The sequence below is a fragment of the Clostridium sp. DSM 8431 genome, from assembly GCF_900116755.1.
Lineage (GTDB): Bacteria > Bacillota > Clostridia > Clostridiales > Clostridiaceae > Clostridium.
In genome coordinates this window covers 1-17,470 of sequence record NZ_FPBY01000072.1, presented here as the reverse complement: position 1 = coordinate 17,470, position 17,470 = coordinate 1, and the positions used below count along the sequence as shown (strand labels likewise).

General features: G+C 29.1%; 19 protein-coding genes and 1 other annotated feature. Of the genes, 13 read left to right on the top strand and 6 right to left on the bottom strand.

What is annotated here, in order from left to right; genetic code table 11:
- Positions 1–353 precede the first annotated feature (353 nt).
- The gene (locus tag BM384_RS08985; RefSeq protein ID WP_090013002.1) at positions 354–956 is read right to left on the bottom strand and encodes an accessory gene regulator B family protein; all 603 of its coding nucleotides are present in this window, start codon (positions 954–956) and stop codon (positions 354–356) included.
- Between the two features lie 94 nt (positions 957–1,050).
- Between BM384_RS08985 and BM384_RS08980 the strand changes: the two genes are divergently transcribed.
- The 4 genes from BM384_RS08980 (at position 1,051) to BM384_RS08965 (ending at position 7,772) form a co-directional block, all read left to right on the top strand.
- Positions 1,051–1,593 (top strand): CPBP family intramembrane glutamic endopeptidase, encoded by a 543-nt coding sequence (locus tag BM384_RS08980; RefSeq protein ID WP_090013000.1) that lies wholly within the window; start codon positions 1,051–1,053, stop codon positions 1,591–1,593.
- A 112-nt stretch (positions 1,594–1,705) separates the two neighbouring features.
- Positions 1,706–3,187 (top strand): cellulase family glycosylhydrolase, encoded by a 1,482-nt coding sequence (locus BM384_RS08975; RefSeq protein ID WP_242945993.1) that lies wholly within the window; start codon positions 1,706–1,708, stop codon positions 3,185–3,187.
- Positions 3,188–3,249: 62 nt separating this feature from the next.
- Positions 3,250–3,466, top strand: a binding site (T-box leader).
- A 281-nt stretch (positions 3,467–3,747) separates the two neighbouring features.
- The gene (locus tag BM384_RS08970; RefSeq protein ID WP_090012999.1) at positions 3,748–6,390 is read left to right on the top strand and encodes a valine--tRNA ligase; all 2,643 of its coding nucleotides are present in this window, start codon (positions 3,748–3,750) and stop codon (positions 6,388–6,390) included.
- A 71-nt stretch (positions 6,391–6,461) separates the two neighbouring features.
- Entirely contained in the window at positions 6,462–7,772 is a 1,311-nt protein-coding gene (locus BM384_RS08965; protein ID WP_090012997.1) for a bifunctional folylpolyglutamate synthase/dihydrofolate synthase, read from the top strand.
- 46 nt (positions 7,773–7,818) lie between these two features.
- On the opposite strand, the gene BM384_RS08960 is transcribed toward BM384_RS08965, so the two are convergent.
- Positions 7,819–8,067: a TIGR03905 family TSCPD domain-containing protein gene (locus tag BM384_RS08960; RefSeq protein WP_090012996.1), complete on the bottom strand. Its 249-nt coding sequence runs from the start codon at positions 8,065–8,067 to the stop codon at positions 7,819–7,821.
- Between the two features lie 148 nt (positions 8,068–8,215).
- On the opposite strand from BM384_RS08960, the gene BM384_RS08955 reads away from it, so the two are divergent.
- Positions 8,216–9,094, top strand: coding sequence for a YncE family protein (locus BM384_RS08955; protein WP_090012994.1), 879 nt, complete (start codon positions 8,216–8,218; stop codon positions 9,092–9,094).
- Here BM384_RS08955 and BM384_RS08950 read toward each other — a convergent pair.
- On the bottom strand, positions 9,078–9,623 hold the full coding sequence (locus tag BM384_RS08950; protein WP_090012992.1) for a DUF4364 family protein: 546 nt from the start codon (positions 9,621–9,623) through the stop codon (positions 9,078–9,080). The genes BM384_RS08955 and BM384_RS08950 overlap by 17 nt on opposite strands.
- An 84-nt stretch (positions 9,624–9,707) precedes the next feature.
- Here BM384_RS08950 and BM384_RS08945 point away from each other — a divergent pair, with 84 nt between their 5' ends.
- Both BM384_RS08945 and BM384_RS08940 read left to right on the top strand, forming a co-directional pair.
- The gene (locus tag BM384_RS08945; RefSeq protein WP_175537322.1) at positions 9,708–10,487 is read left to right on the top strand and encodes a polysaccharide deacetylase family protein; all 780 of its coding nucleotides are present in this window, start codon (positions 9,708–9,710) and stop codon (positions 10,485–10,487) included.
- A gap of 111 nt (positions 10,488–10,598) precedes the next feature.
- Complete coding sequence (locus BM384_RS08940; RefSeq protein ID WP_090012991.1) at positions 10,599–11,255, top strand: single-stranded DNA-binding protein; 657 nt, start codon at positions 10,599–10,601, stop codon at positions 11,253–11,255.
- 108 nt (positions 11,256–11,363) lie between these two features.
- On the opposite strand, the gene BM384_RS17635 is transcribed toward BM384_RS08940, so the two are convergent.
- The 3 genes from BM384_RS17635 to dapA all read right to left on the bottom strand — a co-directional run bounded on the left by BM384_RS17635 (position 11,364) and on the right by dapA (position 13,274).
- Positions 11,364–11,525, bottom strand: a complete 162-nt coding sequence (locus tag BM384_RS17635) for a hypothetical protein (RefSeq protein ID WP_175537321.1) — start codon at positions 11,523–11,525, stop codon at positions 11,364–11,366.
- A gap of 107 nt (positions 11,526–11,632) precedes the next feature.
- The gene (gene dapB / locus BM384_RS08935; RefSeq protein WP_090012989.1) at positions 11,633–12,385 is read right to left on the bottom strand and encodes a 4-hydroxy-tetrahydrodipicolinate reductase; all 753 of its coding nucleotides are present in this window, start codon (positions 12,383–12,385) and stop codon (positions 11,633–11,635) included.
- Positions 12,386–12,395: 10 nt separating this feature from the next.
- Entirely contained in the window at positions 12,396–13,274 is an 879-nt protein-coding gene (gene dapA / locus BM384_RS08930; RefSeq protein ID WP_090012988.1) for a 4-hydroxy-tetrahydrodipicolinate synthase, read from the bottom strand.
- 343 nt (positions 13,275–13,617) lie between these two features.
- Between dapA and BM384_RS08925 the strand changes: the two genes are divergently transcribed.
- From BM384_RS08925 to BM384_RS08900, 6 genes are all read left to right on the top strand, one after another.
- Positions 13,618–13,872 (top strand): alpha/beta-type small acid-soluble spore protein, encoded by a 255-nt coding sequence (locus BM384_RS08925; RefSeq protein WP_090012986.1) that lies wholly within the window; start codon positions 13,618–13,620, stop codon positions 13,870–13,872.
- A gap of 73 nt (positions 13,873–13,945) precedes the next feature.
- Entirely contained in the window at positions 13,946–14,692 is a 747-nt protein-coding gene (locus BM384_RS08920; RefSeq protein WP_090012984.1) for a class I SAM-dependent DNA methyltransferase, read from the top strand.
- Positions 14,693–14,694: 2 nt separating this feature from the next.
- Complete coding sequence (hslO, locus tag BM384_RS08915) at positions 14,695–15,579, top strand: Hsp33 family molecular chaperone HslO (RefSeq protein WP_090012982.1); 885 nt, start codon at positions 14,695–14,697, stop codon at positions 15,577–15,579.
- A 165-nt stretch (positions 15,580–15,744) separates the two neighbouring features.
- Positions 15,745–16,491 (top strand): hypothetical protein, encoded by a 747-nt coding sequence (locus BM384_RS08910; RefSeq protein ID WP_090012981.1) that lies wholly within the window; start codon positions 15,745–15,747, stop codon positions 16,489–16,491.
- Between the two features lie 43 nt (positions 16,492–16,534).
- A complete protein-coding gene (locus BM384_RS08905; protein ID WP_090012979.1) occupies positions 16,535–17,149 on the top strand; it encodes an HD domain-containing protein in 615 nt (204 codons plus the stop codon).
- A gap of 100 nt (positions 17,150–17,249) precedes the next feature.
- Positions 17,250–17,470: transposase-like zinc-binding domain-containing protein (locus BM384_RS08900; RefSeq protein WP_347455059.1), on the top strand; the 221-nt coding region annotated here is incomplete at its 3' end.

Below are 17,470 nucleotides of genomic sequence, written 5' to 3'. Positions count from 1 at the left end.
GATAGTCTGCCCTTTTTTAGGTCATATTATTAGTAGTTATCCTAATTTTACTATTTTTAATTCTCTAATCTATATTCAATTTTTTAAAGATCAATTATGCTCATCTCTATTTTGTATCCTATAATAGTATTCAAAGATACGCAAAATAGTATTCAAAGATACACAAAAGACATATTAGTGAGGTGATATCATTAATAAACATCTAAAGGTTATTAGACAAATCTATAAATCTCTATTTCTGAAGTTTGTTATTTTTTAGTACACTTTTCTAAGGTTTTATAATATTTTTGTAACTGTTACTTAACCCCCCATTTTTAATATATTTTATTATAACATTTTTTGCAATTAAATGTCTATAAAGTGATTTTAGAGTAATTTCTATAGCTTTTTCCAAGTAATTTATAAAATAATGGCATAACTGATAGAGATTCTAATAGCATTGAATAGATTATAATTGTTTGGCAAATTGAATTATTTATAAAATGGCAAATTATAAATAGTATTATTGCACTAATTAAAGATATAATTTTTAATGATTTTCTTAAGCTTTTACTAATCAAAGGTCTTTCAGCAGTATCAGCAGGAGCATAAAGCATTAAAATAATAATGGATATTAAAAAAAATAAAAATAATAGCTTATTATTTAAAGGATGAAAAATACTGGTATAAACGTTTCCAATAAAGAGAATAAAATTCATGATTATACATTGGAAAGTAGAATTAGCATGTACACCACATGCAAAAGTTCTTAAAAATGCAAAAGAACATAATGCTAATAATGTATATTTAAAAATTCCTAAAAGGTAAGCTGTAACAAATAAAATAACAATTTTAAAAAAGTTTGACACAATTACTTTAATTCCATAATCAATTATTTCTAAATCTTCTTCAGATGTTGATAGAGTATTTCTTATAAATGAAATAGTCTTTTTCGAAATCTTATCTGTTAATATCAATTTAAAACCTCCTAAATATATTACTACATTACATATTTTACTATATAATAAAAATAAAAGAAATACCTAAATGAAAAATAAGGTGGGATAATGTATGATAAAAGATTTATTAATTTTTTTATGCAGTATTATAGCATATGTTTTTTTAATTTTTGTGCCTATATACATTTATATTAAAAAGAAGAAAAGTAATGATGTTTTTTATTATCTAAGGCTTAAAAAAAATTGGAGAGGAGGAATTCTTTTAGGAATCATAATAAGTGCTTTTTATATGACTATTTTAGTTATTACAGGAAAATATAATAATAGTTTGAATTTAGATTTTAATATAGGAATAAGATGGGCTACAGGGTTATTAGTTGGAGTTTTAGAAGAGATACCTTTTAGAGGATTTTTATTAAGGCTATTTGAAGAAAAGTTTCCTTTTATAAAATCAAATTTATTTGTCACTTTATTATTTGTATTAATGCATTTTCCAACATGGATCTTAAATGGCACTAATATTTTTGAAGCTATTATTAAGATTGGAATTGTAAGCTTTGCTTTTGGATATCTTACAAAGGAATACGATTCTTTATGGCCAGCTATAATATGTCATTCAGTATTTAATTTAAGTATATGGATGGGTTTAGCATAAACTAATAATTTTATTTTTTACGACTATAGAAGGAAGTTTTACGCACAAAGCGTTTACTCATGTAATACAAAAATGTAATATAATACCATAAATTAGTCGAGGAGGGAGAATAATGGTATTAAAAAAGAAATCATTTTTGTCAGCAATAGCTATAGCAGCTGCAATGTTTTGTAGTTCATCAGTATGTGCTTTTGCTGATACCAATAATGATGATTATTTACACACAGATGGAAGTAAAATATTAGATGAAAATGGTGCAGAAGTAAGATTAACTGGTGTTGCTTGGTTTGGATATGAAACTCCAGAAGCTGTTTTTCATGGATTATGGTCAAGTAGTTATGAGCAAATGATTAATACTGTTGCTAATAGAGGATTTAATATTATAAGAATACCTTTATCAGTTGCTACAGTAACTAAGTGGAGAAATGGAGAAATAACAGAAGCTAGATCTGTAGATGTTAATACTTATCCAGAGCTTAAGGGACTTGGTGGAGAACAGATATTAGATAAGGCAATTAATTATTGCAAGGAAAAAGGTGTAAAGGTTATGCTTGATATGCATAGAGTTTATACTGGTGACCAAAGTTTTGTATGGCATGATAGGGGATATACAACTGAAGATTTTGAAGAGGCTTGGAGATATTTAGCTAAGAAATATAAAGATGATGATACTGTTATTGCAGCTGACCTTTTCAATGAGCCACATGGTAAGGCATATAGAGCAGAAACTCATGCTTCATGGGATGAATCAGAAGATGAAAATAACTGGAAGTATGAAGCTGAGAAGGTTGGTAATATAATATTAGATGAAAATCCTAATCTTTTATTAATGGTAGAAGGTGTTGAAACTTATCCAAGAGAAGGACATTCTTATGGTGATTCTGGTGAACATAGTTACTATGGAGGATGGTGGGGTGGAAACCTTATGGGGGTAAAAGAACATCCTATTGACCTTGGAAACTCTGAAAGAAATAATAAGGTAGTTTATGCACCACATGATTATGGCCCAGGTGTATCAAGTCAAAGCTGGTTTGAAAAAGATTTTACAGTTGAAACTTTAAAAGATGATATATGGAGAGATAGCTGGTTATATATTAAAGAAGATAATATTGCACCTATTCTTATTGGTGAATGGGGTGGAAGATTAGATGGAGGCAAGAATCAAAGATGGCTTGAATGCATGGCTAAGTTAATTAAAGATGAAAATTTAAACCATACATTCTGGTGCTTAAATCCAAACTCTGGAGATACTGGTGGAGTATATAAGGATGATTTAAGAACTGTTGATGAAGAAAAATATACTTTAATAAAACCAACATTATGGCAAAATGAAGATGGTGTATTTATTGGACTTGATCATGAAGTTAATTTAGGGGCAAATGGAACTCATGTAACTAGCGTACCACAGCCTCCTAAAGTTAAGTTTGGAGATGTAAATAATGATGGTGATGTAGATTTAAGCGATTATACACTACTTAGAAAATATTTAAACAGCCAAGATGGGAATGTTAAAATTAATATAGAAACATCTGATGTTAATGAAGATGGAAATATTAATTTCTTTGATTTAGTTGCACTTAAATCTTTAATTTAATATGGTGTATCTTAATTGACAAAGTGGAAGTAATGATATATTATGTTTTTATAAATTAATATGTTATTACTGTGAAAAAGAGGAGTAAAAATTTTGAGGCATTATAAGAGAGAGGGAAAAGGTGAAAGCCCTTATGCTGAAAATTTTGAAGGTAGCTTTTGAGTTTCTTCAGTGAAATTTATATAGTAGCTGAAGACGGTTTTCTAGCCGTTATTAAATAAAGAGCCTATTATATCTATAGTAGGAATAAAGGTGGTACCGCGAGTCTTCGTCCTTTAAGGATGAAGACTCTTTTTTAATGCATAGGAAAATATAAAATTTTTTTGATGTTAAACACTGATTTTGCCTGGCTTTCTCATATGGAAGTTGTCAAATGCATTAAAAAATAATTGTAGGCCGCAAAAGAACCTAAAAGCAAAATAATTAAATTGTATTTTAATATGAAATTATTTTACTTTTAGAACCTTTTGCATGGCAAAACAAAGCTGCTTCCTGCGCTGAAAAGCGTGGCGTCAGCCACTTTGTTCTGTAATAAATAATAATCTGAAAGGAAGGTAATTATGGAAGAGAATAAGAATTTATCTACTACATATGATCCGAAAGAATTTGAGGAAAGAATCTATAAAACTTGGGAAGAAAAGAAGTATTTTACTCCAGTTGTTGATAAGAGTAAAAAACCATATTCAATAGTTATGCCACCACCAAATATAACTGGTAAACTTCACTTAGGTCACGCACTTGATAATACCTTACAAGATATGCTTATAAGATTTAAGAGAATGCAAGGATACTGCACTTTATGGGTTCCAGGTGAAGACCATGCATCTATTGCAACAGAAGTTAAGGTTGCAAATGAGCTTGCTAAAAAAGGCTTAGATAAGAAAGAAATGGGAAGAGAAGCTTTCTTAAAAGAAGTTTGGAATTGGACAGAAGAATATAGAGAAAGAATAAGAACTCAGCTTAAAAAAGTTGGTGTGTCTGCTGACTTTACTAGAGAAGCATTTACAATGGATGAAAATCTTGATAGAGCTGTTAAACACGTATTTGTTAAGTTATACAATGAAGGTTTAATTTATCAAGGAAACAGAATAACTAACTGGTGTCCTCATTGTCAAACTGCTTTATCTGATGCAGAAATAGAATATGAAGAACAAGCAGGACATTTCTGGCATATTAACTATCCATTAGCTGATGGTTCAGGAGTTTTAGAAATTGCAACTACTAGACCTGAAACATTACTTGGTGATAGTGGGGTTGCTGTAAATCCTAACGATGAAAGATATAAACATTTAATAGGTAAAACAGTTATATTACCACTTGTAAACAGAGAAATCCCTATAGTAGGAGATGAATATGTTGACTTAGAATTTGGTACTGGTGCTGTTAAGATGACTCCAGCTCATGACCCTAATGACTTTGAAGTTGGTAAGAGACACAATCTTGAAATCATAAGAGTTATGGATGATAAGGGAATTATCAATGAAAAAGGCGGAAAATATGCTGGTATGGATAGATACGAAGCTAGAAAGGCTATCGTAAGTGATCTTGAAAAAGCAGGACTTTTAGTTAAGATTAAAGAGCATACTCATAATGTAGGAACTCACGATAGATGTGGAACTACAGTTGAACCTATTATCTCTAAACAATGGTATGTTAAGATGGAATCTTTAGCTAAGCCAGCTATAGAAGTAGTAAGAAACAAAAAGACTAAGTTTGTTCCTGAAAGATTTGAAAAGACATACTTTAACTGGATGGAAAACATTCAAGACTGGTGTATTTCAAGACAATTATGGTGGGGACATAGAATACCAGTTTACTACTGTAAAGATTGTGGTGAAATGATGGTTTCAGAAGAAACAGTATGCAAGTGCTCTAAGTGCTCCTCTACTAACATAGAACAAGAAAAAGATGTTCTTGATACATGGTTCTCATCAGCACTTTGGCCTTTCTCAACTCTTGGATGGCCAAACAAGACAGAAGATCTTGAATACTTCTATCCAACTAGTACATTAGTTACTGGTTATGATATTATCTTCTTCTGGGTTGCTAGAATGATATTCTCAGGACTTCACAATATGGGTGAAACTCCATTTGATACTGTATTAATCCATGGTATTATAAGAGATTCACAAGGTAGAAAGATGAGTAAGTCTTTAGGAAACGGTGTTGACCCACTAGATGTTATAGATGAATATGGTGCTGATGCTTTAAGATATATGTTAGTTGCTGGTAATGCTCCAGGAAATGATATAAGATACTATCCAGAAAAGGTTGAATCTGCAAGAAACTTTGCAAATAAGATTTGGAATGCTTCAAGATTCGTTATGATGAACCTTGATAAGGATATAATGAAGAAGTATGAAGACTCTACAGAATACTCATTAGCTGATAAGTGGATACTTTCAGAAATGAATAACTTAGTAAAAGAAGTTACTGAAAACATGGATAAGTATGAACTTGGAATTGCTATTCAAAAGGTTTATGACTTTATGTGGACTGAATTCTGTGACTGGTATATAGAACTTGTTAAACCAGTATTCCATAGTGATGATGAAAAGGCTAAGGGAGTAGTTTACAATGTACTTTATAAAGTATTAATTACAGGATTAAAATTATTACATCCAGTAATGCCATTTATAACAGAAGAAATCTTTACTCACCTAAGTGATGAAGAAACTATAACAACTTCTGTATGGCCAGAATTTGATGAAAACTTAGTTAATGCTGAAGCTAAAAAAGATATGGCTTATGTAATAGAAGCTATTAAATCTTTAAGAAATGTAAGAGCTGAAATGAACGTACCACCTTCAAGAAAGGCTAAGGTTATTGCATTTATAGGAGCTGAAGCTAAGGCTGCATTTGAAGAAGGAAAAGCATATATAGAAAAACTTGCATCTGCTTCAGAAGTTGAATTTACAACTAATAAGGAAGAAGTACCATCTAATGCTGTATCTGTAGTTGTTAAGGGTGGAGAATTATTTATGCCACTTCTTGACCTTGTAGATAAGGAAAAGGAACTTGAAAGACTTAATAAAGAAGTTAAGAAACTTAATGGAGAAATAGAAAGAATCGATAAGAAGCTTTCTAACCAAGGTTTCGTAGCTAAAGCTCCAGAAGCTGTTGTTGAAGGAGAAAAAGCTAAGAGAGTTAAATATGTAGAAATGCTTGAAGCTGTTGAAGCAAGAATTAAAGCTTTGGGATAAGATAAATAATTGCCGGAACCTTTGTGTTCTGGCAATTATTTTAATACTAGATTAGAAGATAGGGGGAAATTATGAATTATATTGAAGCAATGAATTATATACATGAGGTAGGCAATTTTGGTTCTAATTATGGACTTGAAAGAACTTTAAAGCTTTTAGAGCTTTTAGGAAATCCACATGAGAAAACTAAGTTTATACATATTGCAGGTACTAATGGAAAGGGTTCTACCACAGCAATAATTTCAGAGATTTTAAAGGAAAGTGGTTTTAAAGTTGGAATGTATACTTCGCCTTATCTTGAAGAGTTTGAAGAAAGAATTCAAATTAATGGAGTTAATATTCCTAAAGAAACTTTAGCTATCCTTATTACTGAAATAAAGGTTGCTGTAGAAGAAGTTATAAGACAAGGTTATAATCATCCAACGGAATTTGAAATAATAACATGTTTAATGTTTTTATATTTTGCTAAGGAAGAGGTAGATTATGCTGTAGTTGAAGTTGGCCTTGGTGGAAGACTTGATTCAACAAATGTTATTCTTCCTAAGGTAAGTGTAATTGCATCAATAAGTTTTGATCATATGAATCTTCTTGGAAATACTTTATATGAAATTGCAAAGGAAAAGGCAGGTATAATAAAGAACCATGTACCTGTAGTAATATATCCACAGGAAGAAGAGGCATTAAAAGCAATTAAAGAGAAGTGCTTAGAAACTAAATCAGATTTAGTAGTGTCAGATCCATCTAAAGGTGTTTTCTTAAAGGTACTAAATGAGGATAAAGTTTATCAGTTAGTTAAAGTTTCTATAGATAATAAAGAGTTTGAAGTTAAACTTCCTCTTTTAGGTGAACATCAAATTAAAAATCTTATGCTTGCATTAACTGCTTATAAAGTTTTATGTGAGAAGGAAGGTATGGAATTTAATATAGATGTTATAAAAGAAGCTGTTAAAAATGTTAAGTGGATTGGTAGATTAGAAATAATGAATAAAGAGCCCCTTTTAGTTATTGATGGAGCTCATAATATTCAAGGAATTACTCAACTTGAAAAAAATATACATAAGTATTTTAAATATAATAGATTATATCTTCTTTTGGGTATTTTAGCTGATAAAGAAGTAGATAAAATGGTAAAAGTTATAGTTCAAGATGCTTATAAAGTAATAGCCCTTACTCCTATGAGTATAAGAGCTGAAAATGCCGTAGAACTAAAGAAAGTAATAGATAAGTATAATAATAATAATTGTGTGGCTTTAGAAAACTATGATGAAGCTCTTAAGCTGGCTTTAGAAGAAGCTCATGAAGATGATTTGATTTTAGTATCTGGATCATTATATATGATTGGAGATATGAGAAAGAGAATAAGAAAATTTTTTGATAAATAATGAATAAAGAGCTGATGCAAAACTGCGTCAGCTCTAAAATTTTTAATTAGTTATTATTTTTCCAGTCAATTAAAGCCTTAGCTAACTGATCAGGACATGAAGTGCCTCTGCCTCTACAGTCAATACCTTCAAGTCTTTCTATAGCATCATTCACATCTAATCCCTTTATTAAAGCTGAGATTCCTTGAAGGTTTCCATCACAACCTCCTAAAAAGTTAACTTCCTTTATTTTATTATCTTCAACATCGAAATGAATTTCTCTAGAACATGTTCCTTTTGTTTTATAAGTATACATAATTATTGTCCCTCCCTTAGATAAATAAACAATATAATTATAAATGAAATTTTTAAAATAATAAAGAAAAATACTAGCGAAATTTGTTCCGGCTTAGGAAATAATTCATATATTATATGGAAAATGGTTTCCTAAGGAGGGATAAATAATGCAGTCTATATTTGTTTGTAATATTGCCTCTGATTCTATAAGTCAGATAAACTGCAGAAACTTTTCAGTTAAGAATTACCCCTTAGATTTAGGAGAAAGACCTGTTGGACCAACTTCATTAGCATATAGTGATGGAAGTATTATTATATGTAACAAGTATAATAATTCAATTTCTGTATTTGATCTTAAGGAAAAGAAGGAAACAGCTGTATTTTTTGCAGGACCTCATCCAAGTGACATAAAAGTATTTAAAGAAAATGCTTATGTGGTATTAAGCGAAAGTAATTCTATTGCAAAGATAGATTTGCAAACAGGAAACATTATATGCATTATACCTGTAGGGGAAGACCCTTATAGTATTGAGATTAATGAAGAAAGAGCTATAGCTTATGTAAGTAATATGAAAAGTAACTTAGTATCTTTAATAGATTTAGAAAAAGACATAGTTATTAAAGATATAAAAACTAATGAGGATCCAACAAAAATTTTCTTATCTAAGGATAAAAAAGTATTATACCTATGTGAAAGTTATTTAGGTAAAGATGTAGAAGGATATATTGTAGTTATTTCATCAGAAACTAATGAAATTTTAAATAGAATTAGGGTTGGAATGTGCCCGCTTGATTTAGCAGAAGATGATGGAAAGCTTTATGTTACTAATTTTAATGAAGGAACTTTAAGTATTATTGATAAATCAAAACAAAGAGAAGTTAAAAAGATTCATGTTGGTGGAATGCCTAAAGGAATTATTAAAAGGGATAATGATATATTTATTGGAGATTATATAAATAATCGAGTTTTTAAGATTAACTTAAGAGAAAGGATGATAAAAAACATAACAGTAGGCGGAGAGCCTAATGCTATGATTCTTGTTTAGTATCTTCAGTAATTAAAATATTGATAATTTTATGGTAAAGATCAGAAGGATTTTCTTTCCATGTCTTGCAAAGAGAAATTGCTTGAGATTTTGATGGAACAGAAATTTTTAGTTCCATAAGTGTAGAATTATCTTCTAATGCTTTTAAATCAACTAAGAAGTTGTCATTTTCTATTAAAGTGTAATCACTTAGAATAGTTAATTCTTTCTTTATTGAGTCAATTGTATCTTTAATATAATTATCTAAAATATTTATTTTAGAAGGAGAAATTCTATCCTTAAATAGGGAGAGAACAGTTTCTCCTTTTTTAGTTAATACTAATAATTTTTTTTCATTTATTTCTTCATATTGAGAGAAACCTGAAGCTACTAATTCACTAAGGTATTGTTGCAAAGTAAAATAGTTTATCAAGTTATTTTCTAAGACTATTTCTGTTAACTGAGAATTTGAAATTGGTCTTTTTAAAACTTGTAAAATATATAATAATAATAACTTATTTTCAGCAAGTTCAGCTGAGTTTTCAAACATATAATAACCTCCATCTCTAGTGAAAGTATTTAAAATTATTATATCATAAATTTACAAGAAGTGAATATAAATTTATAGATAGAAATGGTAGGAACTTTAATAATTTTGAAGTGGAGAGGAGTTAAAGCATTTTTATCTTTAGGAGCTTTAATTTTAGTAATAGGCTTATCCTATATTTTTAAAACAGATAATGTTAAAGTTTCCGGAGGAAAGTATGAAGTGCCGATTTACAGTGTAAATACTAATGAAAAGCAGGTGGCAATTAGTTTTGATGTTAATTGGGCTGAGCATGATTACTTAGAGGAAATATTAGATGTTCTAGATAAGCATAATGCATCAGCAACATTTTTCATAATGGGAGGATGGGTAAATTATAGTGAGGAAAACTTAACAAAATTAAAGTCAATTTATGAGAGGGGAAATGAAATAGGAAATCATAGTTATAAACATCCTAATTTTAGTACTATTTCAGAAGAGCGAATGAAGGATGAAATTGAAAAAACAAATGAAGTTATAAAGGAAGTTACAGGAGCTGAAACTAAACTTTTTAGATTTCCAAGTGGGGATTATAATGAAAAATCCTGCAAATATGTAAGGAGTTTAAATATGATTCCTATTCAATGGGATGTTGATTCTGTTGATTGGAGAGAAGAAGGGGAAGAAATAGAGTTTAAGAGAGTTAAAGATAATTTAAAAGAAGGATCTATAATACTTTTCCATAATAATGCTAAATATACAGCACATAACTTAGAAAAACTTTTGTCGTATTTGGAAGAAAAAAGGTATAAAACTGCTAATGTAAGTGATTTAATTTATAAGGATAATTATTACATTGATGAAAAAGGAACCCAAAATAGAAAATAGTTTTAAAATCACTTGAAAACTAATCATTAAATGTATTATAATGGAAATATGTACTTGTGGGGTCTTCTTTATTTTCAATTAAGTTATTACTAAGGGAGAGAGGGGTTACAAATGGATAATTTAATGTTAAATAACAAAATATACCTTGAAGGTAAGGTGGCATCTGAATTAGTATTCAGTCATGAAATGTATGGGGAAGGGTTTTATAGCTTTAATATAGAAGTTATGAGACTAAGCGATTCAGTGGATTTATTAAATATTACTGTTTCTGAAAGATTGCTTAATAATTTAGATTTAAGTATTGGTAAAGATGTAGTTGTTGAGGGACAATTAAGATCTTACAATAAATTTATAGATGGGTCTAATAAGTTAATTTTAACAGTATTTGCAAGAAATATAGAACCTTGCGTTGAAAGAAGTAAAAATCCAAATGAAATATATCTTGATGGTTTTATTTGTAAGGAACCAGTTTATAGAACCACACCATTTGGAAGAGAAATTGCTGATGTTTTATTAGCAGTAAACATAGCTTATAATAAGTCTAATTACATCCCAACAATTGCTTGGGGAAGAAACTCAAGATTCTGCCAAACTTTAAGTGTTGGAGATAATATTAGAGTATGGGGAAGATTACAAAGCAGAGAGTATCAAAAGAAGGTATCAGAAACTGAAGTTATAAAGAAAATTGCATATGAAGTTTCTATATCTAAGATGGAAAAAGTAACAAAAGAAGAATCCACATCACAAGACGAAACAGATGCAGTTTAAAATTTTATAAACTGCAGGCTGTGACTTAAATAAACCACATAAGAATAAACTTCCAAGATATAAAAAAAGCAGCTTTTAAGCTGCTTTTTTTACTATAGCTAGTACTAATTAGTTATAAGTTACATGGAGGCTTTGAACACCTTCTCTTTTTACTGAATGTTTTTTTGCTGTTCTATTATGATTTTTACCTTCTTCACTAGTTATTGGAGTCTGATAATTGCATTTTTCCATTCTTGCCTTCTTATTATCAGGTTGACTGTCTTTTGTCATTTTAAGTTCCTCCTCTTTTATTTTATCGTAATTAGTATTCCACCTAACTAAAATAAAATGCATATAAAAAATGAGCTGCATATTTTGCAACTCATTTAAAAAACTTATTATAAGTTTATTACATCATCCATATTGTAAAGACCAGGTTTTGAAATTTTACTCATGTATTCACATGCTTTTAAAGCTCCAATAGCAAATACTTCTCTTGAAATAGCCTTGTGAGATAATTCAATAACTTCTCCAGTACCTGCAAATATAACATCGTGGTCTCCAACAATAGATCCACCTCTTACAGCATGTATTCCAATTTCATTTTCTTCTCTTTTATGGTTTCCATGACGTCCAAATACATATTTTGTTTCATCTTTCAATGAATCTTTAATTGTATCTGCTAAAAGAATAGCTGTTCCAGAAGGTGCATCTACTTTTTGGTTATGATGCTTTTCAACTATTTCTATATCATAGTTTCCATAAAGAAGTGGTGCCACTTTCTTTAATAAATTATTAATTAGGTTTATACCAAGGGACATATTAGCTGATCTAAATAAAGGAAGAGTTTTACTCTTTTCATCTATAAGAGCTAAATCTTCTTTTGAGAAACCTGTTGAGCATATAACAAGAGGCTTTTTAGTTTTCTCTGTAAGGCTAAGAAGACCATTTAAAGCATCAGCTCTTGAGAAGTCTAAAAGAACATCATATTCTATATTTACTTCTTCAGGTGAATCAAATATAGGAAAACCTAAATCTACTTTGAACTTATCAATCCCTGCAACAATCTCCATATTTTCAAATTGAGATGTTGATGCTATAACCATTTTACCCATTTTTCCTGAGCAACCATTTAAAATAACTTTAATCATATTTTTCTCCTTAAATCAAGTTGTATTTTTTAAGAGTAGCTTTTAAGATATCCTCATTTTTAGAATCCATATCATAAAGAGGAAGTCTTAAAGGACCTACATTCATTCCCATCATGTTAAGGGCTGTTTTAACAGGAATAGGGTTTGTTTCTATAAATAAATTATTAGATAATTCAAGATTATCAAGTTGAAGTTTGCAAGCTTTATTTGTATCTCCATTTAAATATGCATGTGTCATTTCATGAACTTCCATAGGAATAACATTTGCTAGTACTGAAATAACTCCTTTTCCACCAAGGGACATAATAGGAACTATTTGATCATCATTTCCTGAATAAATATCTATTTTGTCTCCAAGAAGAGCTTTTATTTCAGTAACTTGGCTTATATTTCCACTTGCTTCTTTGATTGCTTTCACATTTGATAATTTTGATAATTCTACAAGTTGTTTTGGTGTGATATTCATACCTGTTCTACTAGGTACGTTATAAAGAATAATAGGAATATTAACAGCATCGTTAATAGCTTCAAAATGTTTAAATAAACCTTTTGCATTAGTTTTGTTATAGTATGGTGTGATTGTAAGAAGTGCATCAACACCAACACTTTCAGCATATTTGCTCATTTGAATAGCAGAAAGTGTATTGTTTGAACCAGTTCCTGCAATTACAGGTATTCTTTTATTAATAACATCTACTGTGAACTTAATTGTTTTTTTCTTTTCGTCCTCAGTCATAGTTGTAGCTTCTCCAGTAGTACCACATATTATAATTGCATCAGTACCTTTTTCAACGTGCCATTCTAGTAATTCTTTTAACTTTTCGTAATCTACGTTTCCTTCATTAAAAGGGGTAACAAGTGCTACACCAGAACCTTCAAATATTGACATTTGAAATCCTCCAATCTTTTTCTTATACATCTGTATTTTAATTTAGAACGTATTATGTGTAATTTTATCTTACAATTATAATATTCAAATAATGTTATTGTGTTGAATATTATATAGAAGTTTTTTATTACAATAAATTTTGAAAGCATAATTATTTATTACAGCCCCAAACAAATAAATTTTATACCTTCAAGCTTTGTATATAAAATATACTAATTAAATATTAGATAAAGATAATAAAAATATCAAGAGTTATATAAAAAAATATAAAGATTATAGTACATAGATGTATAAATTCTGCAAATAATATATTCAATGAATAAAAATATTGGAGTGATAGGATTTGGGCAATACACCATTAAAAAAAATAATAAAAGCAAAAATAAAAAATAATAAGGAATTAACTAAAGAAGAGGTGCTTAGAGAAAAGATTAAGTATGAAATAGCAGAGGAACTTGGACTTAAGGATAAGGTAGATTCTTTAGGGTGGGGAGGTCTTACTTCAGAAGAAACAGGTAGAATTGGAGGAATTATGACTAAAAGGAAAAAACAACTTCATATTCCAAGTAACAATGAGATATTAGGAAGAAAAAATTGACTAAATTAAAGTTTAGTTTTAATATAATTGTTAGTATTATAAAAATACTTATTAAACTTATGGGGGAGAGACCATGGTATACGGTGAATTTGCAAAAATTTATGACAAGTTAATCTATGAAGATATAGATTATGATTTGATAGGAAATAGGCTAAAAAAAATCATAGAAGAAAACAATATAAATAAAGAGGATTATTTAGATTTAGCCTGTGGAACAGGAAATGTGACGTTAAAGATGGCAAATGACTTTAAAAATATATATGCAGTTGACCTGTCAGATGATATGCTTATGCAGGCCTATGAAAAGTTTCAAGAAAAAGGTATAGACGCTCGTGTTATATGCCAAGATATGAGTGAACTTGACCTTAATCATAAATTTGATCTTATAAGCTGCATGCTTGATTCTACTAATTATATACTAGATGAAGAAGATTTAAGAGACTATTTTAAAAGTGTGTATGTCCATTTAAAGGACGGAGGCGTATTTGTTTTTGACATTAATTCATATTATAAGTTATCAGAGATACTAGGAAATAATATTTATATTCATGATGAAGATAATGTTTTTTATTCATGGGAAAATGTATTTGAAGATGAGATAGTAAGCATGTATTTAACTTTCTTTGTTAAGGATAAAAAACAATATGAAAAGTTTGAAGAAGAACATCATGAAAGAGCTTATAGACAAGTTGAAATTGAAAAGATGTTGTCAAAAGAAGGCTTTAAAGTATTAAATAAGTATGATGGATATACTGAAGATGAAGTAAATGAAAAAAGTGAACGAATTTTATATGTAGTAAAGAAAGACATGGAGGAGTAAATATGAAAGATAAAATAGTTAGAGGTACAGCCAAAGATGGTATGATTAGAGTTATTGGAGGGATAACTACAAATATGGTAAATGACGGAACAAGTGTACATGAATGTTCACCAGTTTCATCAGCAGCTCTTGGAAGAATGCTTACAATGGGAGCTTTAATGGGAACTGATTTAAAATCAGAAAAAGAAGTTGTAACATTAAAAATAAATGGTGGGGGACCAGCAAATGGAATAACAGTAACTGCTCATAATGATGGTTCAGTAAAAGGATTTATAGGAAATCCTCACGTGGCTTTACCACTTAACGAAAAAGGAAAGCTTGATGTAGGTGGAGCAGTTGGAACAAATGGTATTCTTTATGTCATTAAGGACCTTGGATTAAAAGATCCATATGTAGGTCAAGTTCCAATACATTCAGGAGAAATTGCAGAAGACTTTACATATTACTACACAGTATCAGAACAAACTCCATCAGCTGTTTCATTAGGAGTATTAGTCGATACAGATTTATCTATAAAAGCTGCAGGTGGATTTATTATTCAAATGATGCCAGATGCAGATCCATTACTTGCAGATGTTTTAATGTATAGATTAGAAGAAATTCCATCTATAACAACAATGATAACTCAAGGAAAGACTATAGAAGAAATATTAGAATATATCTTTGAAGATATGGATCTAAAGCTTGAAGAAGCTAATGAGCCTAAATATGTATGTGACTGCTCAAGAGAAAGAGTAGAAAAAGCATTAATAAGTATAGGTGAAAAAGAATTAACTGATATATATAAGGATAATAAGGATGAAGAAGTCGTATGTCACTTCTGTAATAAAAAATATATATTCACACCAGAAGATATAAAGGAATTACTAGAAAAAGCTAAAAAGTAATATGATGATAGGCATATCTGGATTATTTAAATTTAATTCAGATATGCCTTTTTATTTTGATTCTGAAATTCTATAGAAATGATAATATTTTAACAATATTCCTTTGGATAAATTTACAAATGAGTCTGGTTATTGTAAAATATTAAAGGTAAGGGGTGTATCTAAATGGTTTGGAATTTTAATAATGAGTATTTTACTAAGGAGAAGTATTACTTTAATATAAATGAAGAGTTTGTTTCAAAATATCATTTAGATGATATGGATGAATTCATAATAAAAAATGCAGATAAAAATGTGGATGAAATAAGAATAATGCTTCAAGATAAATATAATATTAATAATATAAATTCTCGTTCACTTATTTGGAATAAAATTCATGTATTATATACGAAAGATATAGTAGTTTGGAATGATAAGAATCCTTTTAGTGATGTGTATGGGTATACTGGGAAAAACTATAATTTTAAAATTGAAGTATCACTAAATAAGAGCTATACGAAATACGAAGAGGGAGTTTGGAATTTATTTTCTAAGAAACTTGAATGTTATGAAAAAAACATAAATAATATTATAGATGAACCTCTGAGAAATGTAATATTTTTTTCTATAAAGAATGGGGCTAAAAGACTTGGAACTATGACTTTACTAAGAGGAGTTAAGAGGAATACTTATATAATTGGATGTATATACTTAACGAAAGAAATAAGCATGGATATATTAAAGAATGCTTTGATTTGGGCAGGAAGCAGATTATGTTTGATTTTTGGACATATATGCAAAAATTTTGAATTTAGAATTGATAAGAAAGATAGAGAAAAATTTGAAATTAAAAAACTTTTGGAATCTGGGTTTGAAATTCGTGAAATTAAACATAAAGGAATAGATTGTTTGTTATTAGAAAAAAATATTTAAGGTATAATAAATATATATAGATAAAGTTAGAAGGGAGATAGCTATGAGTGCCATAGAACTTTTTAAAGAAATTGAAGAACATCTATTAAAAGATAAAAAGCCATCTATCTTCTTAAATGAAATAAAGGATAAGGGAATATTGGATGTTAGTCCTTTTTGTTATTTAAAGAAGCTTGAAGAAATGCAGCAGTCTCCTAAGCATCATCCTGAGGGAAATGTTTGGATTCATACTATGATGGTTGTTGATGAAGGAGTAAAATATCGAGATAAGGTTAATGATAAAAAAGCTTTTATGTGGTGTTTGCTTTTACATGATATTGGTAAGGGGAAAACTACTAAACTTAGAAAAGGAAGATGGACATCATATGATCATGATAAGGTTGGAGAAACTTTAGGAAAAGAGTTTTTAGAATATTTTTCTTGTGATGAAGAATTTATTTTTAAAGTAAGTAAAATGATAAGATATCATATGCATCTACTTTATATAATGAATAAACTTCCTTTTGCAGATATGGAAGGCCTAAGAAAGTATACAGATATAAATGATATTTCTTATGTATTTTTCAGTGATAGGTTTGGAAGAGGAAATCTATCTAAAGAAGATAGAGAAGAAGTAGAAATGCAGGTTAAAAAGTTTAGAGAAATGCAGAAGCATTAGATTTTTTCTAGTGCTTCTGCATTTTTTATGGCTGTATTATGAATAAAAGTGATAAAATATGTCAATCATCTTAACAAAGATTTTTTAGGAGATGATATATTTGAATTCGTATGAGTATTACAATAAAGTATTAGAAATGATAAAGCCTATGAGTAATCCCTCAAAAAGAAAATTAATTGTTGATATAAGCACGCTAATTGAATTATCCTCAATTAAAAAAGACTCAAAATTAATTTGCCCTCATTGTCATAATAAATACATAGTTAAAAATGGAAAGAACAAAAATGTTCAAAGATATCTTTGTAAAACCTGCAAAAAATC